We start from the raw sequence: 23,146 nt of genomic DNA on the forward strand, positions 1-23,146 counted from the left end.
CCCTAGACTCTGGGGCGTGAGCTCACCCACGACTGCCTCGCGTCCCACCGCCGCCGCCCCCGGCGACCGGCCGACACTGCTGTTGCTGGACGGGCATTCGCTCGCCTATCGCGCCTTCTTCGCGCTACCCGCGGAGAACTTCAAGACGGTGACGGGGCAGACCACCAACGCGGTGTACGGGTTCACCGCGATGCTCATCAATCTGCTGCGCGACGAGAAGCCGAGCCACGTCGCCGCGGCCTTCGATGTGTCCCGCAAGACCTTCCGCACCGAGGCGTACCCGGAGTACAAGGCCAACCGCAGCCAGACGCCGGACGAGTTCCGCGGCCAGGTGGAGCTCACCAAGGACGTGCTCGGCGCGCTCGGCATCCCGGTGATGGCGATCGACGGCTTCGAGGCCGACGACGTGATCGCCACCATCACCACCCAGGCGCAGGCCGAGGGCTTCCGGGTCCTCATCGTCACCGGTGACCGCGACTCGATCCAGCTGGTGAACGACGAGGTCACCGTGCTGTATCCGCGCAAGGGCGTCTCCGACCTGACCCGGTTCACCCCGGACGAGGTGATGGCCAAATACGGCCTCACCCCGATCCAGTACCCGGACTACGCGGCGCTGCGCGGTGACCCGAGCGACAACCTGCCCGGCATCCCCGGCGTGGGAGAGAAGACCGCCGCCAAGTGGATCCGCGAATACGGCGATCTGGCCAGCCTGGTCGAGAAGGTGGACCAGGTGAAGGGCAAGGTGGGCGACGCGCTGCGCGCCAATCTCAGCAGCGTGGTGCTCAACCGGCAGCTCACCGAGATGGTCAAGGACGTGCCGCTGCCCTACACCCCCGACCAGCTGGCGCAGGCGCCGTGGGACCGGGAGAAGATCCACCAGCTGTTCGACGACCTCGAATTCCGAGTGCTGCGCGACCGGCTGTTCGAGACCCTGGCCCCGCCGGAGCCGGAGGCCGAATCCGGTTTCGAGATCTCCGGCGGCGCGCTGGCCGTCGGCGCGGTCGGCGAGTGGCTCACTGAGCACGCGAAAGCCGGTGTCCGGCACGGTGTTTCGGTGGTCGGCACGGGAGCGCCCGGCAACGGCGACGTGAAGGCGATCGCGATCGCGGCCGCCGACGGCGAGGGCGGCTACATCGATGTCACCGTGCTGGCCCCCGAGGACGAGGCCGCGCTCGGCGCCTGGCTCGCCGATGCCACGGTGTTCAAGGCTCTGCACGAGGCCAAGTCGGCCGGGCACGCGCTGCGCGGACGCGGCTGGACCCTGGCCGGACTGACCAGCGACACCGCGCTGGCGGCCTACCTGGTCCGTCCCGGCCAGCGCAGCTTCAACCTCGACGACCTCTCGCTGCGTTACCTGCACCGCGAGCTGCGCGCGGAGACCGATGTGACGCCGCAGCTCTCGCTGCTCGACGACGAGGACACCGTCGACGCCGAATTGGCGCAGGCCGAGATGCTGCGCGCCCGCGCGGTGCTCGACCTGGCCGCCGCACTCGACCAGGAACTCGAGCAGATCGAGTCCACCGCGCTGCTCACCGACATGGAGCTGCCGCTGCTCGGCGTGCTGTCCACCCTGGAGGACGCCGGCATCGCGGTCGACGTCGAGCTGTTGGAGACGTTGCAGCGCCGGTTCGCCGACAAGGTGAGCGAGGCGGCCGAGGCGGCCTACGGCGTGATCGGCAAGCAGATCAACCTCGGCTCGCCCAAGCAGCTGCAGGTGGTGCTGTTCGACGAGCTCGACATGCCCAAGACCAAGCGCACCAAGACCGGCTACACCACCGACGCCGACGCGCTGGAATCGCTGTTCGAGAAGACCGAGCACCCGTTCCTCGAGCACCTGCTCGCGCACCGCGACGCCACCCGGCTGAAGGTGACGGTGGACGGGCTACTGAAGTCCGTCGCCGAGGACGGGCGCATCCACACCACGTTCAATCAGACCATCGCGGCCACCGGACGCCTCTCCTCGACCGAGCCGAACCTGCAGAACATCCCCATCCGCACCGACACCGGACGCCAGATCCGCGACACCTTCGTGGTCGGCGCCGGGTACGCGGAGCTGATGACCGCCGACTACAGCCAGATCGAGATGCGGATCATGGCGCACCTGTCGGGCGACGAGGGCCTGATCGAGGCGTTCAACTCCGGGGAGGACCTGCACAGCTTCGTCGCGTCCAAGGCTTTCGACATCCCCATCTCCGAGGTCAGCCCGGAACTGCGCAGGCGCATCAAGGCCATGTCGTACGGCCTCGCCTACGGGCTGAGCTCCTATGGTCTCTCGGCGCAGCTGAAGATCAGCACCACCGAGGCGAAGGAGCAGATGGACATCTACTTCTCCCGCTTCGGCCGCATCCGCGACTACCTGTACGAGGTCGTCGAGCAGGCGCGCAAGGTCGGCTACACCGAGACGCTCTTCGGCCGCCGCCGCTACCTGCCCGACCTGGATTCCAGCAACCGGCAGCGCCGCGAGGCCGCCGAGCGGATGGCGCTCAACGCGCCCATCCAGGGCACCGCCGCCGACATCATCAAGGTGGCGATGATCAACGTGCACAGCGCGATTCGCGACGCGGGCCTGCGCTCGCGGATGCTGCTGCAGATCCACGACGAGCTCGTCTTCGAGGTCGCCGAGGGGGAGCGGGAGGCGCTGGAGCGGCTGGCCCGCGAGCAGATGTCCAGCGCGATCGATCTCTCGGTACCGCTGGATGTGTCGGTCGGCACCGGGCGCAGCTGGGATTCCGCCGCGCACTGATCGTCGGCCCCACACATCTCCCGCCCGCCGCACAGAGGCATTGACTGTGTGAAGCGTGCGAGGGGTGTGTGGAAAGCCGGTCCGACCGGGTCACCGTCGCGGGCGCAGCCCGTCCAGCATGTGGCTGGTCATCTCGTCCAGTAGTTCGTCGGCGGCGTCGGCGGCGATCACACCGGAGCCGACGAACGTGGCCAAACCTTGCAGGATGGCGACGGCGGACAGGGCGATGCGCCGGGGTTCGCCCGCGATCACCTCGCCGCGCGCCTGTGCGTTCGCGATGAGCGCGACCGGCGCGGCGAAGGCCCGGTCCACCGCCTCGGACATCGCGTCGCCCGCGGCCGGGCTGTGCCTGCGGGCGAACATCAGCGCGAGCAGGGCCGAGTTCTCGGTGGCGAAGCGCAGGTAGGTCCGCGCCATGTCGCGGATCGGGCCGCCGACCGAATCGCAGACCGCGGTCGTCTCGAGCGCGGTGCCGAGCTGCTGAAACCCCGACACCGCGAGTGCGTCGAGCAGCGCCTGCTTGTCCTTGAAATGCCTGGTCGGCGCCGCGTGGCTGACGCCGATGTCGCGCGCCAATTGCCGCAGCGACAGGCCGTCGACGCCGGACTCCCGCAGCGTGGTCTCGGCGCGCTGCAGCAACTCGGCGCGCAGGTCGCCGTGATGGTAGGCGCGTGTTCGGGTTCTCGGCATGGTGTATGCAGGATAACAAAATGTAGGCATTGACTACTTTGTAGGCACTGCCTACATTTTTCGGTATGACGGTTCGGACCTTCACCGCCCCGATCGCCGTGTTGATGGTGTTCGCGGGGCTGCTCGCCACCATGTACCTCGGCTACGCCAGCAATACCGAGAAGAACCTGCACGACTTTCCCGTCGCGCTGGTCAACCAGGACGTCGGCGACACCCGCGACGGCAAGCCCGCGAACATCGGCGCTCAGGTCACCGACGCGCTGGTGGCCGGAATCCCCTCGGACACCGTCGATCTGCGCGTCGTCGGCATCGCCGAGGCGCGCAACCAGCTGCAGAACGGTGAGGTGTACGGCGCCATCGTGATCCCGTCGGACTTCACCAAGCGCCTCGCCATTCTCGGCGCGGCCGCGGTGGTGCCCGGCGAGATCGAGCGACCGGTCATCACGGTGCAGACGAATCCGCGCATCGGGCCCTACACCACCGGCATCATGCAGCGCATCGCCGACCGCGCGCTGACGCGCGTGAACGAGACCGTCGGCAAGAATCTCACCGATCAGGTGAACGCCGCGCTCGCGAACGGCGCTCCCGTCGAGATGAGCGGCGCCGCAAGGCTTCAGCTGACCGACCCGGTGCAGATCGTCACGGCTCCCTACCGGCCGATGGACGACGGCGCGGGGCAGGGTCTCGTCGCCTTCTTCTACACGCTGATCCTGCTGCTCGCCGGATTCACCGGCGCCATGATGATCCACACGCTCATCGATTCGGTGCTCGGCTTCACGCCGACCGAGTACGGCCCCTGGTTCGTGCAGCCGCCCGCCACGGGCGTCTCGCGCCTGCGCACCCTGCTGATCAAGTGGGGCGTCATCGCCACGGCGGCGCCCATCCTGTCCGCGATGTTCCTCGGCGTCGCAACGGCATTGGGCATCCCGCTCGGTAACGGGCCGCTGCTGTGGCTGTACGGGACCCTGGCCATCATCGCCGTCGGCATCACCGCGCTCGCGGTGCTCGCCGCCTTCGGCACCGCGGGCCTGCTGGTCAACCTGATCCTGTTCGTGGTGCTCGGCCTGCCCTCGTCGGCCGCCACCGTCCCGCTGGAGGCCACGCCCTCCTACATCTCGAATCTGGCGGCCTTCGAACCCATGCACCAGATCTACCTGGCCGTGCGCGCCATCCTCTTCTTCGACGCCCGCGCCTCCGCGGGCCTCGGCCATGGCCTCTGGATGACCTTGCTCGGCCTGGCCATCGGCCTGATCCTCGGCGTCCTCGCCACCCACCTCTACGACCGTCGCGGCCTGGACCGCGCCACCGCCTCGGATCTGTCGCCGGTGGCGGCTCCGTCTCCGGTCGCGATCCCTGTCGCGGCGGGCTGAGACCGAGGCGTGCACGGCGGCCGCGGACCCCGACCATCGGGGTGAGCGACCGCTTTGCGGACCGCGTCGGTTGGGTTGGCCGCGATGGAGGGAATTTCGGCAGTCGCGCCGGGTGCGGGCACGGCGTTGAGTACACCGCCTTGCAGTTGTTCGTAGTACTCGACTTTCCGTTGCAGATACTGAGCGTTCTCGGTTGCCAATTCCAGTTGGTGCAGCATCTCGTTCTGATCGACCTGCGGACCACGACGGTTGGCTCCCTACCCGAGGGTTCGTCGCGGTGGACAGCATTTTCCGCACGAGCCGCGGCGCCGCCGGAGCGAGAGTTCGCAGATTGGGGTTGTCGCCGACGGCAGAGAGGTCGGTCCATACGAAACCAGTACCGGTCGCGGGCTCCTGCCAAACTCGGAGCGTTATCTTCCAGCGCACTCCGTCCGACCTGACTTCCGCCATGGCGGTTCGCAGCGCCGTGATCGAAGCATCGTGCGCGCCGGCTTGTTCGACCATGATGTCGACCGAGCAGTCCGACGCTCCCTCTCGAATGGTGGCTGCGACGTAGCCCGTCTCTGGAACGTCGATCTGATCGTGGCACTTCTCCGAAATCCAGGTACGCATGTCGGTCAATGCGTGTGCGCACAACTCATCTCGATCGTCCTGCCAGATGGCCCGGTACACCAGCGACATCGAGATCCCCTTTCGGCACCCCGCCGCACACTGGACGCGCTGTCGCCATCACCTGTCGCAGCGTGGATGTTTCAAGTCTGCGCTGTTTGCTCCGGCTGAGTGGTCCGAATCGCAGTGCTTTCTGTCGCTCGTGGCCATAGCTCCCCTGAACGGATCACCGAGGCCCCGGCCGTGCCGTGCGGTGCGACGAAACATGTTGTGCCACTGACAACTCGGGGGTTCGAGCCGCAACATCGCTGGAAGCCGCTGCTGCGGGGCAGGATCGGCTGCACCGAGGATCGAACGGGTCAGTGCGACGGTGACCGGCGGACCAATCGCGCCGCGCCGGTGATCAGATCCACCTCGTCCCGCGGCGGCGCGCCGTCGGACTTCGTCTCCCGATGCATGAGGGTGGTCTGGCGCTGTTCGAACTCGTAGTGCTTGGAGCCTTGGAAGGCCGCGGTCACCTCTTCGAAGCCGGTGGCCGCGACCGGGTGACCGGAGCGGCGTTTGGTCCAGGGCAGGAAACGACTGCCGGTGAGGCGGTTCCAGAGGACTTCGGCGAACGCGAGGAGGATCAGCAGCAGGGCGAGTCCGGGGATGGTCATGGCGAGGAGACCCATGCCACGACGTTACCCGCGGCACGGGCGGTGTGAGCTGCGGCGATGATACCCGCGAGTAGACGAAACGTAGGTGCGAAAAGGTTGCTATCGGGCCACGGAATGCCTATCCTCGATGCCGTGCCGAATCCCGCCGACCACCACAGCGCAGCGCTTCGTGTCGCAGACCGCGACCGCGCTGGGTTGAACTCGGTGCACACCGGGTCCTCCGTGGTTACGCAGGCTACCGCCTCCGGGCCTGAGGTGCGCACCGGGCTAATTCCGCTTACCGCGGTGGTGGCGCAGGCGCGACTTCTCGTAGTAACCCGCCGTAGCGGGGTCTGATTCGGACCGGCCCCCTCGCTGCGGGCTGTTGAATGTGTTGACGCTGGTCCCCTCCGCCGACATTTTTCGGGAAGACCTACCCCACAATGACCATGCTGACTCTTGATACTCAGACATTCATCGCCGCCGCGCCCAAGGGGCTGCGCGCGGAAGCCGCCGGGATGAGCCCGGCGGAATTCTACGACCACTACTGCGGGCACGCCGGTCCGATCCGGCTCAGCGAATTCGCCGCCGGTCACCGCAACGCCGAGTGCACCGCGACGCTCGAGTTCGCCGACCACCTCCGCACGGTGGCCACCACCGGCAGCCCGGTCGCGGCCCTCACCTCGGCCCTCTACGAGGAGGGTTATCCGGTGGAGATCCTGCAGTTCCACCAGCGCCGCACCGCGGGCGGCACCGCGACCTTCGTCCGGTGCGAGCTCGACGGCAAGCGCGGATGGGGCGCGGCGTTCGCCGACGACGGCGCCGAATCCATCGTTCGCGCAATGCTTTCCGGGATCAACCGACTCGGTTCCTGAATCGCGCCGTTCCTGAAACGCACGTCGGGCCGGGCCCCAGCGGGGTGCCCGGCCCGACGTGTGTGCGTCTTATTCCGAAGCCGACTGCTGCTCGGCGAGCTGCTTGCGGACCTCGTCCATGTCGAGGGCCTTCACCTGGGTGACCAGGTCCTCGAGCGCGGCCGGCGGCAGCGCGCCCGGCTGCGCGAACACCAGAACGCCTTCGCGGAACGCCATGATGGTCGGGATGGAACGGATGTTCGCGGCGGCGGCGAGGCCCTGCTGGGCTTCGGTGTCGACCTTGCCGTGCACGACGTCGGGGTGCTTGGCCGAGGAGGCCTCGAAGGTCGGCGCGAAGCTCTTGCACGGGCCGCACCAATCGGCCCAGAAATCGACGAGTACCACGTCGTTTCCGGTGACTACCTCGTCGAAATTCTGCTCGGTCAGCGTCTGGGTGGCCATGACGTCCTCTCGTATCGAATGTTGCCAGCTGTAACGCCGGGCTCGGCTCTTATCTTCCACGGCCCACCGGCCACTCGCGCCGCTGGTCGCCGTCCCACCGACGGATACCCGCGATCGTGGCGGGGAAATCACGATCGGCCGCCACGGAATGCACCGCGTCACCGAGCAGACGGACCGGTACCCGGCGGGCCAGCGTGATATGCGGCGTCCAGGCGTCCGGACGCAGGTTGGCGGGCGCGCCAGGACACGGCGACACGATGTCGTATACCCGCCTCTGCAGCGTGAGCAGCTGTTCGGAGGGTACGACCAGCCGGACCAGGATCGGGTGTCGTGCGCCGAACACCAGGACGCCGCCGAGCCGCACCGGGAACGGGCGGAAGATCAGCTCGTCGAGGGCGTGGTCGATGCGCGGCCAGATCTGTCTGGCCACCGCGATCGTGATGTGCGGGCGGTGGGTTTCGATCGCCTTGGCCGTGACACTGGGCAGCCCGGCCTCGGCGAGCAGCGTCCACTGCCGCCGAATCTCGGCCTCGGCCGCGTCGTCCACCAGCAATTCGACCGACTGCACCATGATCTTCTCAACGTAGCCGCACGGCCGGGGATGGCGGGCCGGTTCCGGTGCGGCGAGGCGTCGGCGAGAGGATTGCCCGGTGAACGAGGTGAGGACAGCGGTGCGACTGGGGCTGATCGAGGGTGACGGGATCGGTCCCGAGGTGGTGCGCGCGACCAAGACGGTCGTCGACGAGGCGCTGGCCGCGGCGGGCGCGGCCGCGGTGAAGTGGGTGCCGTTGCCGATGGGGCATCGCGCCATCGAGGAGTTCGGCACCGCGCTGCCGGAACACACGCTGCGCGGGCTCGAGGAACTCGACGCCTGGATCCTCGGGCCGCATGACAACGCGTCCTATCCGGCCGAGCACCGCGGCGCGGTGGCGCCCGGTGGCGCGATCCGCAAGCAGTTCGGCCTGTACGCGAACATTCGCCCGGCCCGCGCGTTCCCGGGCGTCCGCTCTGCCGCGTCGGACATCGACCTGGTGATCGTGCGCGAGAACAGCGAAGGGTTCTACGCCGATCGCAATATGTTCGCCGGCTCGGGGGAGTTCCAGCCGACCCGCGACATGGCGATGTCTGTCGGCGTGGTGACTCGGCGCGCCTGCGAGCTGATCGCGCACGAGGCCTTCCGCCTGGCCTCGGCGCGTCGCAAGCGGGTCACCATCGTGCACAAGGCGAATGTGCTGCCGATGACCATGGGTCTGTTTCGCGATGTCTGCTACGAGGTGGCGCGCGCGTACCCGGGCGTCGAGGTGGACGACGAGCACGTGGACGCGACGGCCGCGCATCTGGTCCGCGCCGCAGGCGATTTCGACGTGCTGGTCACCGAGAATCTGTTCGGCGACATCCTGTCCGATCTGGCGGGCGAATTGAGCGGTTCGCTCGGCATGGCCGCCTCGTTGAACTGCTCGGCGACCCGCGCGATGGCGCAGGCGGTGCACGGCGCCGCGCCGACCCTGGCCGGGCACAACCGCGCCAATCCGGTCGCATTGCAGCTGTCGGCGGCGATGTTGCTGCGCTGGTTGGGAACTCGCGACGCGGATACCGCGCTGCACGGCGCGGCGGATCGCATCGATCGGGCGGTGGCGGCGACCTTCGCGGCGGGCATCGCGACCGCCGATCTGGGCGGTCAGGCCTCGACCGGCGAGTTCACCGAGCAGGTGTGCGCCAGGGTGCACCGGCGCTGAATCGGCTCGGTCCGCGGTTCAGGACAGTCCGGTGGCGAGCTTGACGACGACCTTCTCGTTGGTGACCTCTTGCACTGTCACGTTGAGGCCGTCGGCGGGCTGGGTCTCGCCGACCGGGACGTCGACCTGCTGACCGCCGACCCTCAGGGTGACCGTGTTCCCGTTCACGGCGACGAGTTCCGCGTCGACGCCGAGAATGTTCGCCTTGGCGTCCACGCCGCGGTCGAAGGTCACGGTGCACCCGCCGACATTGCATTCGGACTTGGTACCCGCCCCCTCCACGGTGCAGGCGGCCGCGCCGAGCGGGGCGAGCAGGGCCACAGAAGACAGGATGATCAGCCGTCGAACACGCACGCGCCCAGTGTAGGGGGATTCGGACATCTCCGGCGAGCTGCGGGAACGGTTGCGCGCCGTCGGCGCCCAGCTGGCCGCGCTGCTGCGGGTGCGCCGCCCCGACCTGGATCCGTCCAGGGCCGACCTGCTCGCCTGGTCGACCCTGGCGGTGGCGACCAGCGTCTCCTTCCACCGGCTGCGGCTGCCCGGCGACCGCTTCCGCCAGCTGCTCGCCGAGATGATGACGGCGGTGTCCGATGCCGAGATCCCGGCGCTGAGACGCGGCGCGGTCGGCGCCGTCGATGCGACCGACCGGTGGTATCCGTCGCGGCGCGCCGCGATTCTCGACCAGGCGACCCGGCTGTTCGATCGGTACGGCTTCGCCGGGGTCGGCATCGAGGACATCGGCGCCGCCGTCGGCATCGCGGGCCCCAGCGTCTACAACCGCTTCTCCAGCAAGGCCGAGATCCTCGTCGAACTGTTCGCCCGCGCGAACCTCATCCTGCAAGCCGATCTGCAACGCGACCTCGCCCGCGCGACCAGCGCCGCGGACGCGCTGCACCGGTTGATCGGCAGCTACACCGCGTACTCGCTGGAGAACCCGGCCCTGATCCGGCTGCTCATCACCTCCGAAGCCGACCAGCTCGGGCCCGAGGAGAGCCATCGATTGCGCGGGACACAGCACGGGTACGTCGCCGAATGGGGGGGACTCGTGCGCGGGCACCACCCGGAGATGGATCCGACGGAAGCGCGCATCCGCGTGCACGCGGCGCTCGGCGCCGTCAACGACATCGCGGCGACACCGCATCTGCGCGCGTCCGCGGGCATCGAGGCAGCCGCCGGGATCGTTTGCGGCGCACTGCTCCGCATCGACCCGCCCCGCGCCCGAGCGCGCCGAGGCCGCGGGTAGCCGCGGGCCGGTCGCGACCGCCGGATAAAACCGCAGCGCAGGCCGGGTTGCCGCGCCGGGCGACGGGTACGCGGGCGGTATGGAGAGGCAAGATCGAATAGCGGAACCCTGGGGTCGCAGGCTCGCGTACGGGCCGGGACAGCGGTGGCCCGAACGGGTGGACATGTATCTGGTGGCGGGGGTCGAGCCCGAGGACGTGCAGCGGTGGGTGCCGTCGGCCTCGATATTGAGCTCCAACGGCGACGCGTTCGACATCGCGGTCGTGGACGGCCGGATGGTCGGTGTCCGCGGCCGCGCCGTGGACCGGGTGAATCGCGGCAGGCTCGGCCCGAAGGATCTGTTCGGCTGGCAGGCCAACGCCTCGCCGGACCGGCTGACCCGCCCGCTCGTCCGCCAGGACGGCGAGCTCGTCGAGACCGATTGGGACACCGCCATGGACCGCGTCGTGCGGCACAGCAAGGCGCTGCTCGAGCGGCACGGTCCCGAGTCGATCGGGTTCTACACCTCGGGCCAGCTGTTCCTGGAGGAGTACTACACGCTGAGCGTGCTCGCCCACGCGGGCATCGGCACCAACCACGTCGACGGGAACACCCGGCTCTGCACGGCGACGGCCGCCCAAGCGCTGAAGGAGTCCTTCGGCTGCGACGGTCAGCCGGGCTCGTACACCGACGTCGACCACGCCGACGTCATCGCGTTGTTCGGGCACAACGTCGCCGAGACGCAGTCGGTGCTGTGGACGCGGATCCTGGACCGGCTGGCCGGGCCGAACCCGCCCGCGATCGTGTGCGTCGACCCGCGCTACACCCCGGTCGCCGCGCACGCCACCGTCCACCTCGCGCCCCTGCCCGGCACCAATGTGGCGCTGATGAACGCGCTGCTGCACGAGATCGTCGCCAACAACTGGGTGGATCTGGACTACATTCACGAGCACACCGTCGGCTTCGACGAATTGCGCTCTCAGGTCAGCGAATTCTTCCCGGAGCGGGCGGCCAGGATCTGCGGTGTCGCGGTCGAGGACATTCGCGAGGCGGCCCGGCTGCTCGGCACCGCCGCGCGTCTGTTGTCCACGGTGCTGCAAGGCTTCTACCAATCCCATCAGGCGACCGCGGCGGCGGTGCAGGTCAACAACGTCCACCTGATCCGGGGAATGCTCGGGCGGCCCGGCTGCGGGGTATTGCAGATGAACGGTCAGCCGACGGCGCAGAACACGCGCGAATGCGGCGCCGACGGCGAGATGGCCGGCTTTCGCAACTGGGCCAACGACGCGCACGTCGCCGAGCTGGCCGAGCGGTGGCAGGTCGAGCCCGAGCGGATCCCGCACTCCGGGCCGCCGACCCACGTCATGCGGATGATCCGGCTCGCCGAGCAGGGCGACATTCGGATGCTGTGGGTGAGCGCCACCAACCCGGCGGTGTCGCTGCCGGAGCTGGCGCGCGTCCGGTCGATCCTCGCGCGCGAGGACCTGTTCCTCGTGGTGCAGGACATCTTCCCGACCGAGACCGCGGCCATGGCCGATGTCGTACTGCCCGCCGCGGCGTGGGGCGAGAAGACCGGCGCCTTCACCAACGCCGACCGCACCGTGCACCTCTCGGAGCGGGCCGTCGACCCGCCCGGTGAGGCCAAGTCCGACCTCGACATCTTCCTGGACTACGCCCGCCGCATGGATTTTCGCGACCGGGACGGCGGCCCGCTGATCCACTGGCGCGATCCGGAGTCGGCGTTCGAGGCGTGGAAGGCGTGCTCGGCCGGACGCCCGTGCGACTACAGCGGCCTGACCCACGCGAGGTTGAGTGCGGGCTCGGGCATCCAATGGCCTTGCGACAGTGCGCATCCGGACGGTACGGAGCGCCTCTACACCGACGGACGGTTCTGGACCGCGCCCGACGACTGCGAGTCCTACGGCAAGGATCTGGTCTCCGGGAAGCCGGTCGAGCTCGCCGAGTACCGCGCGCTGAACCCGGACGGTAAGGCGATCATCAAAGCGGCCGACTACGTCCACCCGCACGAGGAACTCGCCGCCGACCGTCCGTTCGCGCTGGTCACCGGGCGAACGCTGTACCACTTCCACACCAGGACCAAGACCGCACGGGTACCGCAGCTGGACGCGGCCGCGCCGGAGGTCTGGGTCGAGATCTCGCGCGCCGACGCCGAACGCGCGGAGATCGGCGAGGGCGACCTGGTGGAGGTCTCGACGCGGCGCGGGTCGGTGCGGGCCCGCGCCCGCATCGGCCGGATCCGCCCCGGCGTGCTCTTCCTGCCGTTCCACTACGGCTACTGGGACCGAGGCGACGGCGCGCACGACCGGGCGGCGAACGAGTTGACCCCGACCGACTGGGATCCGGCGTCCAAACAGCCGCTCTTCAAGACCGCGGCGGCGAACCTGCGGCGGGTGGCGCATGGCGCCCACCCGGCCCCCGCGCCGACGACGACCGCGTCCGCCCCGGTCGATGACTCCGTGGCCGCCACCACCGGTGGTCCCGCGGCGTTCGCCGACGAACTCGAATCGTTCGATGGCGGCTCGACCTGATCGGCAGGCCGTCGAGGATGCGTGCGAAATCTCCTGTGCCGGAATCTTTTCCATGCGATGTCGGAGCGGCTCGGGTCCCGCGAGGCTCGCTGAGCACGGTGCGCGCGCCTCGGACTCCGGGCGGCGGACGAGCGATGATGCCGCGTCGAGTAGCTAATGCCCAGCGATGCCGCGCTGCGACGGTTTCGTCAGAGCGGGTCCCGCGACCTCCCGACGGGACGTGGCGCGCGTCTCGGCTTCGGTGCTGGTGTGGGCATCGCTTCGCTTCGGCTTGTGCGCCGGAGTGAAGCGTGGACGACAACTGCCTGGACAGGATGGCAATCATGCGGCAACCCACAAGAGTGGGCGAATCGGCGCGGGGGTATGGTGTCCCGTCGGCGCACCGGCAGCCTGTACCGCGTGGAGTCCGCAACGAGCCGATGTGGAATTCCATTACTGTCCAGCACGAAACGTCTCGGTCGCTTAGATTGCCAAACGGGTGGTGACACCCGGGTTTCTCGTAACCGAAATGTGGAGGGCTGCTGTGTCTGATCGATCCAAGCCTGGCAGGCGTGCCCTGCGAGCGATGTGCGCGCTCACCGGCGCCGCACTCGTGCTGGCGGGCTGTACCACCAACACCGAGGAAACCGGACCGGCGGTCTCCAAGGTGCAGGTGGACAAGGTAACCGAAATCGCCGATCAACTGCCCGACAAGGTCAAGCAGTCCGGCAAGCTGGTCATCGGCGTGAACGTGCCGTACCAGCCCAACGAGTACAAGGACGCCAGCGGCAAGATCGTCGGCTTCGACGTCGACATGATGGATGCGGTCGCCTCCGTGCTCGGGATCAAGGCCGAGTACGTCGAGTCGGCGTTCGAGAAGATCATTCCGGCGATCCAGGCGGGCACCTACGACGTCGGCATGTCCTCGATCACCGACTCGAAGGAACGCGAGCAGCAGGTCGACTTCACCACCTACTTCAGCGCGGGCATCCAGTGGGCCCAGCAGACCGGCAAGCCGGTCGACCCGAACAATGCCTGCGGCAAGAAGGTCGCCGTACAGGCCACCACCGTCGAGCACACCGACGAGGTGCCCGCCAAGAGCGCCAAGTGCGTCGCGGAAGGCAAGCCCGCCATCGACATCAAGCCGTTCGACGAGCAGAGCGCCGCGACCAACGCGCTGGTGCTCGGCCAGGTCGACGCGATGTCGGCCGACTCGCCGGTGACCGCCTACGCCATCAAGCAGAGCAGCGGCAAGATCGAGACCGCGGGCCCGGTGTTCGACTCCGCGCCCTACGGCTGGGCGGTGCCGAAGGGCTCGCCGCTGGCCAAGGTGCTGCAGGCCGCGGTCAACCATCTGATCCAGAACGGCCAGTACAAGCAGATCACCGAGAACTGGGGCGTGCAGGACGGCGCGATCACCCAGTCGGTCGTCAACGGGGCCGTGAGCTGACCCATGTCCGACAACGACACCACCGTCGTGCCCGGCGATCCCGGGCCCGGCGGCGTCCCCGCGCCTGCCGAGCCGGAGCCGATCAAAGCGGTTCCGCTGCGCAGGCCGGGCCGATGGATCGCCGCGGCCGTCATCCTCGTGCTGCTCGGCCTTTTCGTCTACGGCGCCGCCACCAATGACGCCTACCAGTGGAGCACCTACTGGAAGTACCTGTTCGACAGCCGGATCGTGGCGGGCGCGGTCGTCACCCTCGAGTTGACGGTGCTGGCGATGGCCATCGCGATCGTCCTCGGCACTGTGCTCGCGGTGATGCGCCTCTCGCCGAACCCGGTGCTGCGCTCGACCGCCTGGGTGTATCTCTGGATCTTCCGCGGCACACCGATTTTCGTGCAGCTGGTGTTCTGGGGCCTGGTGCCCTCGCTATACCAGCAGATCCATCTCGGTGTGCCATTCGGGCCGCAGTTCTTCGAGCTCGACGTGCAGGAGTTGCAGGCGGCGTTCACGTTCGCCGTCATCGGCCTGGGCCTCAACGAGGCCGCCTACATGGCCGAGATCGTCCGCGCGGGTATCAATTCCGTGGGCGAAGGGCAGCGCGAGGCGTCGGTCGCGCTCGGCATGTCCTGGACCCAGACCATGCGGCGCACCGTGCTGCCGCAGGCCATGCGGGTGATCATCCCGCCCACCGGCAACGAACTCATCGGCATGCTGAAGACCACCTCGCTGGTCACCGCGATCCCGTTGAGCACCGACCTGTTCGGACGGGCCCGCGACATCTACGGCGTGAACTTCCAGCCGATCCCGCTGCTGCTCGTCACCGCGACCTGGTATCTGGCCATCACCAGCGTGCTGATGGTGGGCCAGTTCTATCTGGAGCGGTACTACTCGCGCGGCGCGTCCCGGCAGCTGACCGCCAAGCAGCTACAGGAACTGGCCGACGCACAGAGCGTGGTGAAGGCGAAATGACGGTTTCCACGAACAAGGACGAGCAGGCCGCGCCGCGAATGATCGTCGCCGACCGGGTGTGCAAGAACTTCGGCGCGCTCCAGGTGCTCAAAGGCATCTCGCTGGAGGTGGCGCGCGGTGAGGTGCTGTGCCTGATCGGCCCGTCCGGTTCCGGCAAGTCCACCTTCCTGCGCTGCATCAACCACCTCGAACAGGTGAACGCGGGCAGGCTGTACGTGGACGGCGAACTCGTCGGGTACCGCCAGAAGGGCGACAAGCTCTACGAACTGCACCCGCGCGATGCGGCGAGGCAGCGCCGCGATATCGGCATGGTGTTCCAGCACTTCAACCTGTTCCCGCACCGGACGGCGCTGGAGAACATCATCGAGGCGCCGACGCAGGTCAAGAAGGTGCGCAAGGCCGACGCCGTGGCCCGCGCGCACGAACTGCTCGATCGAGTCGGCATGGGCGACAAGGCCAATGCCTACCCGGCTCAGCTGTCCGGCGGTCAGCAGCAGCGCGTCGCGATCGCCAGGGCGCTGGCCATGGATCCGAAGCTGATGTTGTTCGACGAGCCGACCTCGGCGCTGGATCCGGAGCTGGTCGGCGAGGTCTTGCAGGTGATGCGGGAGCTCGCCGAGAGCGGCATGACCATGGTGGTGGTGACGCACGAGATGGGCTTCGCCCGCGAGGTCGCCGACCAGCTGGTGTTCATGGACGGCGGCGTGGTGGTCGAGGCGGGCGTGCCGCGCGAGGTGCTCGCGAACCCGAAACACGAACGCACCAAGGCATTCCTGTCGCGGTTGCTCTGAGCCGCGACAGCAGTGGGCCGGGCGTCCGAGGGGCGCCCGGCCCGATGTGTCAGTGTCTATCGACTACTTCCGCTCGGTGAACGATCACGGGAACGGCGAGAAGAAGCCGAGGGCGGCACCGGCCACTGCGCCGATGGCGCATCCGGGAATGGCTCCGACCACGAAGAACCAGATGCCGATCGCGGCACCGACCAGGCAGCCGATGGTGGCGCCGACGATGATCGAAATCGGGCCCACGGCCTGCTGTACGCCCGGCAGATCCCGGGAGAGGAGCGCATCGGTCGTCGGTCCGCCGATCGGGGTCAGCGACAGCTGGGTGCCTGCGGCATTGAGCGCGGGCGCGACGGCGAACTGCCCGAACGTTGTCGGGATGGCGCCGACGACCGTGCCGTCGTCCGCGAGAACCGTGACCGCGTCGGGTGTGATGGCGAACTTGCCGGAGGCGAGATTCACCACGGCGCTCGAGTGGTCGGCCGCGAGTATCGCCGTGTAGCCGACGGCGCCGTCCGTGCCGCTGAAGCTGACGTCCGCCAGACCGGCCTCCCCGTGTCCGGTAGCGGTGGCTACGCCGGTGGCCGCGATGGCCATGAATGTGGTAGCCACCAGTTTCTTGATAAACATTGGACTCCAATCCGTGCTTGCCGATTTCCTTTGACGTTCCCCCGGCGAACGGCACCGGATAAGAAATATGATGGGTGCCGACGCATTATTCGGGTTCCCGGCTTGTTTTTCACTGACGGGTAATGCGGGAAGTGCGAGGTTCAGCTTGCCCTGACAAGGGCGTCGACCAGTGTAGATGGAAGCCGTGACCGGAGTGGGCACTTCCGTCGATAGTGTCGGAGGAATGGCGAGTGTGCCACCCGCGCAGGTCACTTCGCAGAATTGCCGGTCACCATTCTTCGGACTCCGCCTGCGATCACGGGCGAGCGCCGGAACGATCGCCGAGGGCGATTCGAAGCTGGCCGAGGAGCACCTTGGTGGCCGGCGCCGCGGGATGGTCGGTGCGCCAGACCAGCGCGAGTTGCCCGCGCAGTTCCGGCTCGACGATCGGCAACGCGCGCACGTCGTGGGCGGCGGCCTCCTCCTCGGTGAGCGCGGGCACGACGGCGACGCCGAGCCCGCGTGCCGCGAGCCGCAGCAGCAGGGGCGGTGCGGCCGCCTCGAAGGCCACTCGCGGCTCGAAACCGGCTGCGGCGCAGGCGCGTTCGAGGACGCCACGCAGTCCGGTGCCCGAGGGCAGGCAGATCAGCGGATGGTCGCGCAGCGCGGCGAGCGGGATGGTCGCCCCATGGGAGTGGTCGTCGGCGGCGACCGCGGCGACCACCGCGGTGTCCAGCACCACCTGCTTGCCGAGCCCGGGATCGAGGCCCGCGCCGCTCAGCCCGACCAGGGCGATGTCGAGTTCGCCGCGGCCGAGGGCGGCGAGCATGCGTTCGGAGGTGTCCTCGGTCAGGCTGATGCCGACTTCCGGGTGGTCGTTGTGGAAATCGGCGAGGACCGCCGCGACGTCGAATTCCTCGGGGGCCGCGCCGGAGATGAGTCCGACTCGCACGTGACCGCGCAGCAGGCCGGTGAACTCGTCCACCGTGTCCACGATGCGCTGGGTCGCGGCCAAAGCAGCCTTGGCGTGCGGCAATACTGCCGCGCCTACCTCGGTGAGCGTTACCGTGCGCCCGCCACGGTCCAGCAGCGGCTGGCCGAGTTCCCGTTCGAATTGCCGGATCTGGGCGCTCAGTCCCGGCTGGGTCAGGTGCAGGCGCGCTGCGGCGCGGGTGAAGTTGGCTTCTTCCGCCACGGCGACGAAGTAGCGCAGGTGGCGCAGTTCCATAACTGGCGATTCTAGTATCGATAGAAACTATCTGTTGTACTTATCATTCTGGGCCGGGCATCGTCGATGGCATGGCAGACAACGCAACGCAGACCACCGATTTCGCCGTCTTCACCGGCCCGGTCTTCCGCCCGGGCGAGTCCGGGTACGAGGTGGAGATCGCCGGGTTCCAGACCGCCTACACCCACCGGCCCGAGCTCGTGGTCGTCGCCGCGCACGGCGAGGATGTGCGCGCCGCGGTGGAATACGCCGCGCGCCACGGACTTCCGGTGGCCGTGCAGGCGACCGGGCACGGGCTCTCGGTGGCGGCCGAGGGCGGGGTGCTGATCAGCACCGCCCGCATGACCGGCATTCGGATCGACCCCGAGGCGCGGACCGCGCGGGTCGCCGCGGGGGTGCGCGCGGGCGCGCTGGTCGAGGCGGCCGCGCAGTTCGGGCTGGCGCCGCTGAACGGCTCCTCGCCGTCCGTCGGCGTGATCGGCTACACGCTCGGCGGCGGACTCGGCCTGCTGGCAAGGGAATTCGGCTACGCGGCCGATCACGTGCGGATGATCGAACTGGTCACCGCGGACGGCAGGATGCGCACGCTGCGCCCGGGCGACGAACTGTTCGGCGCGGTGCTCGGCAGCGGCGGCAACTTCGGCGTGGTGACGGCGCTGGAGCTCGACCTGGTTCCGGTGCGGACGGTCTACGGCGGGCAGCTGGTGTTCGACGAGCCGCTGGCGGGCGCCGCGCTGGAGGCTTGGCGGCAGTGGACCGCGACGGTGCCCGAGCGGCTGACCTCGAGCGTCGCCACGCTGACCTACCCCGACATTCCGCAGGTGCCGGAGATGCTGCGCGGCCGATACGTCGCCTCGATCCGCGTCGCGTTCGACGGTCCCGCCGACGAAGGCGAGCGTCTGGTCGCCCCGTTGCGCGCGGTCGGCGCACGGCTGCGCGACGATCTGCGCGAGCTGCCCTACACCGAATCGCACACCATCCACAGCGATCCCGACCACCCGCACGCCTACGCCGCGACCAATGCCGTCCTCGGCGAACTCACCGGCGACGCGCTGGCCGCGCTGGCCGCCGCCACCGGTCCCGGCGGGTCGATTCCGGCCGTGGTCGACATCCGTCACCTCGGCGGCGCGCTCGGCAGGCCCGGCCCGGCCGGTGTCGCCGTCGATCGGCGGGAGGCCGCGTACGTGGTCCGCGTGATCACCATGCCCGCGCCCGGGGCGGGTGCGGGGGTGCCCGCCGAGCACGTCGCGGTACGAGAGGTGTTGGCGCCGTGGACGATCGGTCACAGCCTGGCCTTCCTCTACGGCGCGGGCGACGGGGCGGACGACGCGCAGACCCGCGCGGGATACGCGCCGGACACCTACGCGCGGCTCGCGGCGCTGAAGGCGAAGTACGACCCGCACAACATGTTCCGCTTCAACCGCAACCTCCGGCACGCGGCCTGAGCGCGTGCGGTGCGCCCATCGGCGGTTGGCCGGTGGGCGCCCGGGTGCTATCTTCGTGATATCACTCTGATACCGGGAGGATGTCATGAAGCTCAGGCCCGCATTCCACGTCAACGGCTTTCTGGTGCTGTTGGCCTGGTTGGTGCTGACCCTCGTCTTCGGTGGCGCGGCCGCCGTGGGGTACGTCGCGGCGGCCAAGGACGGGAACACGCCCGCGCTGATCGCGGCGATCGCGGCGACTGTGGTCGTGGTGGCGCTCGCGCTGTCGACCACCGGGTTGGTGATCGTCGACCCGAACGAGGCGAAGGTGGTGCAGTTCTTCGGCCGCTACATCGGTTCGGTGAGCGAGCCGGGCTTCTTCTCGGTGGTGCCGCTGACCGACCGCAAGAGCATCTCGCTGCGGGTGCGTAATTTCGAGACGCAGAAGCTGAAGGTCAACGACGCCGACGGCAACCCGGTGGAGATCGCGGCGGTGGTCGTCTACCGGGTGGTGGACAGCTTCAAGGCCGCGTTCTCCGTCGACGACTACGAGGAGTACGTGGAGACCCAGTCCGAGGCCGCGGTGCGGCACCTGGCCACCACGCATCCCTACGACGCGCACGACGCCGGACGCACCAGCCTGCGTGACGGCGCCGAGGTCGCCGAGGAACTGACCGTCGAACTGCGGGACCGCACCGAGATGGCGGGCATCGAGGTGCTCGAGGCCAGGATCACCCACCTCGCCTACGCGCCGGAGATCGCCCAGGCCATGCTGGTTCGCCAGCAGGCCGCGCAGGTGGTGGCCGCGCGCACGCAGATCGTGGAGGGCGCGGTCGGCATGGTCGGCCTGGCGCTCGATCGCCTGACTCAGCAGGGTGTCGTCGAACTCGACGAGGAACGCCGGGCCGCGATGGTGTCCAACCTGCTCGTGGTGCTGTGCGGCGATCGCGCGACCCAGCCCGTGGTCAACGCCGGAACGCTGTACAGCTGAGCCGCGCTCATGGTCGAACGCAAGAAGCTGCTGCTGCGCCTCGATCCGGCCGTCCACGAGGCGCTGGCCAAATGGGCGGCCGACGATCTGCGCAGCATCAACGCTCAGATCGAGTACGCATTGCGCCTTGCGCTCGAACAGGCGGGCCGCAAACCGAAGTCCAAGTGAGACGAAAGCGCCTGGAATGCAGCGCCTTCCGTGAGGGAGGCGCTGCTTCGGTGTGTCAGTGGACGAGCTCGGCGATCAGGCGCACGCTGTCGTCGTAGAGCGCCCGCTGGGCCTCGCGATCGTAGGAGGCCGCGGAGGACGGGCGCTCGGTGCGGCCGACGAAGTGGCGGCCGGTGGTCGCCGCGAGGGACGAGTCGGTGATCAAGCGGGCGAGATCCGCGCCGGACCTCGAAGGCGTGTGGACACCGGGCAGCAGTACCAGGGCCTTGGCCGCCGAGCCCCACAGCGCCTGCGCGAATCTGCCCGCGTCCCTTGCCAATCCCGTGCCGGGCATCAGGCCGGGGTCGAACGCGTTCACCGTGACGCCGTCGTCGGCGAGCCTGCGCGCCAACTCGTAGGCGGTGTGCAGATTCGCGAGCTTCGAGGTGCTGTAGCGGCGGCGGCCGTCGCGGTGCGCCGGTTCCGTCGCGGCGGGCGGGTGGGCGAGTTCGCGCGCGGAGGCGGTCAGCGGGTGCGGCATGCCGGTGAAGCGGCGCGGGTCGTGCGTCCCCGAGGTGACGAACACGATCCGTGCGGGCGCGACCAGATCGGCGCGCAACTCCTGCACCAGCGCGAGGTGGCCGAGGTGGTTGACGCCGAAGGTGGCCTCGACGCCGTCGGCCGTGTAGGCGCGGCGGGTGAATTGCAGCCCCGCGTTACAGACCAGGCCGCGCAGCGGAGGCAGGCCCGCCGCGCGCAGTTCCGCCGCGAAGTCCTGAACCGAGGCGAGCGAGCCCAGGTCCAGGGCCATGCCGCGGGCGCCGGCTGCGGCGGCTTCCCGCTCGGCGCGCTCGGCGTCCCGGCCGGTCACGACGACCGTCCAGTGCGGATCGGCGGCCAGCGCCCTGGCGCATTCGCGGCCGAGTCCGCTTGTGCCGCCGGTGATCACCACAGTTCTGTCACTTATTGTCATATGGCACAGTGTGCCACTTTGTGCCATGCGTGACAATGCTTCCATGTCGTTGCGGGATCGGAAGAAGGAACGCACCCGGCGCGCGATCGCCGAGGCGGCGCTGCGGTTGTTCGCCGAGCGGGGGTTCGAGGCGGTGACCATCGCCGACATCGCCGCCGCGGCCGACGTGGGCACCCGGACGCTGCACCGGTACTACAGCGGCAAGGACGAACTGCTCTTCGCCGACGACGACGAGCACCGCGCCGAACTCGCACGTCTGCTCGCCGAGCGCCCGGCGGGGGAGGACCCGGAGCAGACGCTGGCCACCCTCATCGGGCCGATGGTGGTGCATTTCGCCGACCGGCTCGACGAGTTGCGCACCCGCGACGCGCTGATCGCCGCCAACCCGGCGCTACAGGCCCGCGATCTCGCCAAGCGCAGCGCTATCGAGGCGCTGCTCGCCGAGCACCTGGCCCGGCAGATGGGCGTCGACCCGGCCGCGGACGTGCGCCCGCTGCTGTGGGCCAAGGTCGGCATGGCCTGCTTCTTCGCGGGCTATGAGATCTGGCTGCGCACCGGAGGGGAACTCGCCGACCACGTCACCGCCGCGCGCGCCGCGTTGGTCGACGAACTCGGCGCCGCAGGTCGCGGCTGAACTGTCAGCAGACCGTCCGTCGATGGGGCTCGCTTCGAGTACGAGGTCAGGTGATTCCGAGCGCCCGATCGAGAAGCCCCTGCCGGGTGCGCACACCGGATTTGGCAAGTATCGCCTTGACGCGATCAAGGACCGCGGGCTCGGAGATCCCCAAATCGCCTGCCATGCGGTGTGATTCGAGGCCGGCGGCGAGCAGGTCGAGCACCTCGGTCTCGCCGGCGGAGAGCGCGTGCGTCCGTGCGAACAGGTCCAGACGCTCGGCCGGGGTGCTGGGTGTCAGCGAGACCGCGATGTCCTCGGTGCCGACCCGGTCGGCCCGCACGGTGAGCCAGCGCGCGCCGCCGAGATGGACGCGCGACCACGGCGGTCCGACCGGAGTGCCGTGCTCGGCGGCCAGCAGCGCGGCGCCCGCGTTGTAGACCGAGTTCGGGATCGGCGGCATCGCCTCCTGCGGTGGATTCAGCCGGAGCAGCGCCGCCGCGGCGGCCGGGGTCTGGCCGCGCATCCGAAGGTCCGGTCCGAGGACCACGGTCGCGGGCCCGGCCGGGGCGAGCCCGCCCGCCTCCGCGACGAAGGTGCGGCCGAGCGCGGCCCGCAGCCCCCGCGCGATCGGCGCCGCCAGCGCGGCCAGGGTGGTGAGCTGGGTGGGGTCGAAGGCGCGCGGGATTCTGCGCAAGAGCTCCAGGAAGCCCCAGCAGCCGTAGCGGTCGCCGAATACCACGGTGGCGGTGTCGAAGACGCCGAGCTCGCGCTGCACCTCGCGCCACACCCGCGAGCGCGCGGGATCGCCGCCGGTGGCGATGCGTAAGGAGGTCGCCGCGGTGCCCCGCTCGAGCAGATCGCTCCAGCGGGTGAACTCCGTCAGATACCGCAACCGGACCAGCTCGGGCAGCCGTGACCAGGGAAGACCGGGCAGGTCGGCCACCGGTGATGTCCCGATCCTGGTGACCGGGTCGGTGAGCATGAAGACGTGCCCGTCGAAGGAGACGGCCGTGCGGAGATCGGCGAGCACCATTTCGCGCAGCCGCTTGGCCGTCTGTTCGGCAAGGCAGTGGCGCTCGACGCGATCGAGGAGCTCTCGCGCACTGGGCACC

General features: G+C 69.2%; 22 protein-coding genes. 13 read left to right on the plus strand and 9 right to left on the minus strand.

From position 1 onward, the window contains the following. The first annotated feature begins 16 nt into the window (after positions 1 to 16). Positions 17 to 2,743 carry a DNA polymerase I gene (gene polA / locus ACRWNM_RS25900; RefSeq protein ID WP_431970693.1) on the plus strand — a complete coding sequence of 909 codons (2,727 nt, stop codon included), beginning with the start codon at positions 17 to 19 and terminating at the stop codon, positions 2,741 to 2,743. Between the two features lie 90 nt (positions 2,744 to 2,833). Here the strand turns inward: polA and ACRWNM_RS25905 are convergent, their stop codons facing one another. Continuing rightward, positions 2,834 to 3,433: a TetR/AcrR family transcriptional regulator gene (locus tag ACRWNM_RS25905; protein WP_431970694.1), complete on the minus strand. Its 600-nt coding sequence runs from the start codon at positions 3,431 to 3,433 to the stop codon at positions 2,834 to 2,836. Positions 3,434 to 3,498: 65 nt separating this feature from the next. On the opposite strand from ACRWNM_RS25905, the gene ACRWNM_RS25910 reads away from it, so the two are divergent. After that, a complete protein-coding gene (locus tag ACRWNM_RS25910; RefSeq protein WP_431970695.1) occupies positions 3,499 to 4,803 on the plus strand; it encodes a DUF3533 domain-containing protein in 1,305 nt (434 codons plus the stop codon). A 968-nt stretch (positions 4,804 to 5,771) separates the two neighbouring features. Here the strand turns inward: ACRWNM_RS25910 and ACRWNM_RS25915 are convergent. Beyond that, positions 5,772 to 6,086 carry a DUF6191 domain-containing protein gene (locus ACRWNM_RS25915; RefSeq protein ID WP_431970696.1) on the minus strand — a complete coding sequence of 105 codons (315 nt, stop codon included), beginning with the start codon at positions 6,084 to 6,086 and terminating at the stop codon, positions 5,772 to 5,774. Positions 6,087 to 6,499: 413 nt separating this feature from the next. On the opposite strand from ACRWNM_RS25915, the gene ACRWNM_RS25920 reads away from it, so the two are divergent. Then, the gene (locus ACRWNM_RS25920; RefSeq protein ID WP_431970697.1) at positions 6,500 to 6,925 is read left to right on the plus strand and encodes a 2-keto-3-deoxygluconate kinase; all 426 of its coding nucleotides are present in this window, start codon (positions 6,500 to 6,502) and stop codon (positions 6,923 to 6,925) included. A gap of 69 nt (positions 6,926 to 6,994) precedes the next feature. Here the strand turns inward: ACRWNM_RS25920 and trxA are convergent, their stop codons facing one another. Then, positions 6,995 to 7,366: a thioredoxin gene (trxA, locus tag ACRWNM_RS25925; RefSeq protein ID WP_431970698.1), complete on the minus strand. Its 372-nt coding sequence runs from the start codon at positions 7,364 to 7,366 to the stop codon at positions 6,995 to 6,997. Positions 7,367 to 7,415: 49 nt separating this feature from the next. Then, positions 7,416 to 7,937: a 2'-5' RNA ligase family protein gene (locus ACRWNM_RS25930; RefSeq protein ID WP_431970699.1), complete on the minus strand. Its 522-nt coding sequence runs from the start codon at positions 7,935 to 7,937 to the stop codon at positions 7,416 to 7,418. Positions 7,938 to 8,016: 79 nt separating this feature from the next. On the opposite strand from ACRWNM_RS25930, the gene ACRWNM_RS25935 reads away from it, so the two are divergent. Beyond that, positions 8,017 to 9,102 (plus strand): isocitrate/isopropylmalate dehydrogenase family protein, encoded by a 1,086-nt coding sequence (locus ACRWNM_RS25935; RefSeq protein WP_431970700.1) that lies wholly within the window; start codon positions 8,017 to 8,019, stop codon positions 9,100 to 9,102. An 18-nt stretch (positions 9,103 to 9,120) separates the two neighbouring features. Here ACRWNM_RS25935 and ACRWNM_RS25940 read toward each other — a convergent pair whose 3' ends face one another. Then, entirely contained in the window at positions 9,121 to 9,456 is a 336-nt protein-coding gene (locus ACRWNM_RS25940; protein WP_431970701.1) for a hypothetical protein, read from the minus strand. Between the two features lie 49 nt (positions 9,457 to 9,505). On the opposite strand from ACRWNM_RS25940, the gene ACRWNM_RS25945 reads away from it, so the two are divergent. The 5 genes from ACRWNM_RS25945 (at position 9,506) to ACRWNM_RS25965 (ending at position 16,055) form a co-directional block, all read left to right on the plus strand. Next, positions 9,506 to 10,345 (plus strand): TetR/AcrR family transcriptional regulator, encoded by an 840-nt coding sequence (locus ACRWNM_RS25945; RefSeq protein WP_431970702.1) that lies wholly within the window; start codon positions 9,506 to 9,508, stop codon positions 10,343 to 10,345. Positions 10,346 to 10,424: 79 nt separating this feature from the next. Further along, entirely contained in the window at positions 10,425 to 12,872 is a 2,448-nt protein-coding gene (locus ACRWNM_RS25950; protein WP_431970703.1) for a molybdopterin oxidoreductase family protein, read from the plus strand. Positions 12,873 to 13,437: 565 nt separating this feature from the next. Then, the gene (locus tag ACRWNM_RS25955) at positions 13,438 to 14,301 is read left to right on the plus strand and encodes an ABC transporter substrate-binding protein (RefSeq protein WP_431970825.1); all 864 of its coding nucleotides are present in this window, start codon (positions 13,438 to 13,440) and stop codon (positions 14,299 to 14,301) included. Between the two features lie 3 nt (positions 14,302 to 14,304). Continuing rightward, positions 14,305 to 15,264, plus strand: coding sequence for an amino acid ABC transporter permease (locus tag ACRWNM_RS25960; RefSeq protein WP_431970704.1), 960 nt, complete (start codon positions 14,305 to 14,307; stop codon positions 15,262 to 15,264). Positions 15,265 to 15,302: 38 nt separating this feature from the next. Beyond that, entirely contained in the window at positions 15,303 to 16,055 is a 753-nt protein-coding gene (locus tag ACRWNM_RS25965; protein ID WP_431970826.1) for an amino acid ABC transporter ATP-binding protein, read from the plus strand. An 84-nt stretch (positions 16,056 to 16,139) separates the two neighbouring features. Here the strand turns inward: ACRWNM_RS25965 and ACRWNM_RS25970 are convergent, their stop codons facing one another. Both ACRWNM_RS25970 and ACRWNM_RS25975 read right to left on the minus strand, forming a co-directional pair. Continuing rightward, on the minus strand, positions 16,140 to 16,658 hold the full coding sequence (locus ACRWNM_RS25970; RefSeq protein WP_431970705.1) for a hypothetical protein: 519 nt from the start codon (positions 16,656 to 16,658) through the stop codon (positions 16,140 to 16,142). A gap of 313 nt (positions 16,659 to 16,971) precedes the next feature. Next, a complete protein-coding gene (locus ACRWNM_RS25975) occupies positions 16,972 to 17,883 on the minus strand; it encodes a LysR family transcriptional regulator (RefSeq protein WP_431970706.1) in 912 nt (303 codons plus the stop codon). A gap of 71 nt (positions 17,884 to 17,954) precedes the next feature. Here ACRWNM_RS25975 and ACRWNM_RS25980 point away from each other — a divergent pair, with 71 nt between their 5' ends. The 3 genes from ACRWNM_RS25980 (at position 17,955) to ACRWNM_RS25990 (ending at position 20,466) form a co-directional block, all read left to right on the plus strand. Continuing rightward, a complete protein-coding gene (locus ACRWNM_RS25980) occupies positions 17,955 to 19,328 on the plus strand; it encodes an FAD-binding oxidoreductase (RefSeq protein WP_431970707.1) in 1,374 nt (457 codons plus the stop codon). An 85-nt stretch (positions 19,329 to 19,413) separates the two neighbouring features. Continuing rightward, on the plus strand, positions 19,414 to 20,298 hold the full coding sequence (locus ACRWNM_RS25985) for an SPFH domain-containing protein (RefSeq protein ID WP_431970708.1): 885 nt from the start codon (positions 19,414 to 19,416) through the stop codon (positions 20,296 to 20,298). Positions 20,299 to 20,307: 9 nt separating this feature from the next. After that, complete coding sequence (locus ACRWNM_RS25990; protein WP_141812733.1) at positions 20,308 to 20,466, plus strand: toxin-antitoxin system HicB family antitoxin; 159 nt, start codon at positions 20,308 to 20,310, stop codon at positions 20,464 to 20,466. A 55-nt stretch (positions 20,467 to 20,521) separates the two neighbouring features. On the opposite strand, the gene ACRWNM_RS25995 is transcribed toward ACRWNM_RS25990, so the two are convergent. Further along, positions 20,522 to 21,418, minus strand: coding sequence for an SDR family NAD(P)-dependent oxidoreductase (locus ACRWNM_RS25995; protein ID WP_431970709.1), 897 nt, complete (start codon positions 21,416 to 21,418; stop codon positions 20,522 to 20,524). A gap of 43 nt (positions 21,419 to 21,461) precedes the next feature. On the opposite strand from ACRWNM_RS25995, the gene ACRWNM_RS26000 reads away from it, so the two are divergent. Then, positions 21,462 to 22,052 (plus strand): TetR family transcriptional regulator, encoded by a 591-nt coding sequence (locus tag ACRWNM_RS26000; RefSeq protein ID WP_431970710.1) that lies wholly within the window; start codon positions 21,462 to 21,464, stop codon positions 22,050 to 22,052. Positions 22,053 to 22,098: 46 nt separating this feature from the next. Here ACRWNM_RS26000 and ACRWNM_RS26005 read toward each other — a convergent pair whose 3' ends face one another. Then, positions 22,099 to 23,145, minus strand: coding sequence for a LuxR family transcriptional regulator (locus tag ACRWNM_RS26005; RefSeq protein ID WP_431970711.1), 1,047 nt, complete (start codon positions 23,143 to 23,145; stop codon positions 22,099 to 22,101). Position 23,146: the final 1 nt, after the last annotated feature.

Source organism: Nocardia sp. bgisy134, assembly GCF_965341865.1.
GTDB lineage: Bacteria > Actinomycetota > Actinomycetes > Mycobacteriales > Mycobacteriaceae > Nocardia.

Excerpts from the sequence above, each read along its gene's own strand:
- ACRWNM_RS25995 (WP_431970709.1), bottom strand. The coding sequence starts at position 21,418 with ATGACAATAAGTGACAGAACTGTGGTGATCACCGGCGGCACAAGCGGA.
- ACRWNM_RS25920 (WP_431970697.1), top strand. The coding sequence starts at position 6,500 with ATGCTGACTCTTGATACTCAGACATTCATCGCCGCCGCGCCCAAGGGG.
- ACRWNM_RS25975 (WP_431970706.1), bottom strand. The coding sequence starts at position 17,883 with ATGGAACTGCGCCACCTGCGCTACTTCGTCGCCGTGGCGGAAGAAGCC.
- ACRWNM_RS25990 (WP_141812733.1), top strand. The coding sequence starts at position 20,308 with ATGGTCGAACGCAAGAAGCTGCTGCTGCGCCTCGATCCGGCCGTCCAC.
- ACRWNM_RS25960 (WP_431970704.1), top strand. The coding sequence starts at position 14,305 with ATGTCCGACAACGACACCACCGTCGTGCCCGGCGATCCCGGGCCCGGC.
- ACRWNM_RS25915 (WP_431970696.1), bottom strand. The coding sequence starts at position 6,086 with ATGGGTCTCCTCGCCATGACCATCCCCGGACTCGCCCTGCTGCTGATC.
- ACRWNM_RS25980 (WP_431970707.1), top strand. The coding sequence starts at position 17,955 with ATGGCAGACAACGCAACGCAGACCACCGATTTCGCCGTCTTCACCGGC.
- ACRWNM_RS25965 (WP_431970826.1), top strand. The coding sequence starts at position 15,303 with ATGATCGTCGCCGACCGGGTGTGCAAGAACTTCGGCGCGCTCCAGGTG.
- ACRWNM_RS25910 (WP_431970695.1), top strand. The coding sequence starts at position 3,499 with ATGACGGTTCGGACCTTCACCGCCCCGATCGCCGTGTTGATGGTGTTC.
- trxA (WP_431970698.1), bottom strand. The coding sequence starts at position 7,366 with ATGGCCACCCAGACGCTGACCGAGCAGAATTTCGACGAGGTAGTCACC.
- ACRWNM_RS25955 (WP_431970825.1), top strand. The coding sequence starts at position 13,438 with ATGTGCGCGCTCACCGGCGCCGCACTCGTGCTGGCGGGCTGTACCACC.
- ACRWNM_RS25985 (WP_431970708.1), top strand. The coding sequence starts at position 19,414 with ATGAAGCTCAGGCCCGCATTCCACGTCAACGGCTTTCTGGTGCTGTTG.
- ACRWNM_RS25950 (WP_431970703.1), top strand. The coding sequence starts at position 10,425 with ATGGAGAGGCAAGATCGAATAGCGGAACCCTGGGGTCGCAGGCTCGCG.
- ACRWNM_RS26000 (WP_431970710.1), top strand. The coding sequence starts at position 21,462 with ATGTCGTTGCGGGATCGGAAGAAGGAACGCACCCGGCGCGCGATCGCC.
- ACRWNM_RS25930 (WP_431970699.1), bottom strand. The coding sequence starts at position 7,937 with ATGGTGCAGTCGGTCGAATTGCTGGTGGACGACGCGGCCGAGGCCGAG.
- ACRWNM_RS25905 (WP_431970694.1), bottom strand. The coding sequence starts at position 3,433 with ATGCCGAGAACCCGAACACGCGCCTACCATCACGGCGACCTGCGCGCC.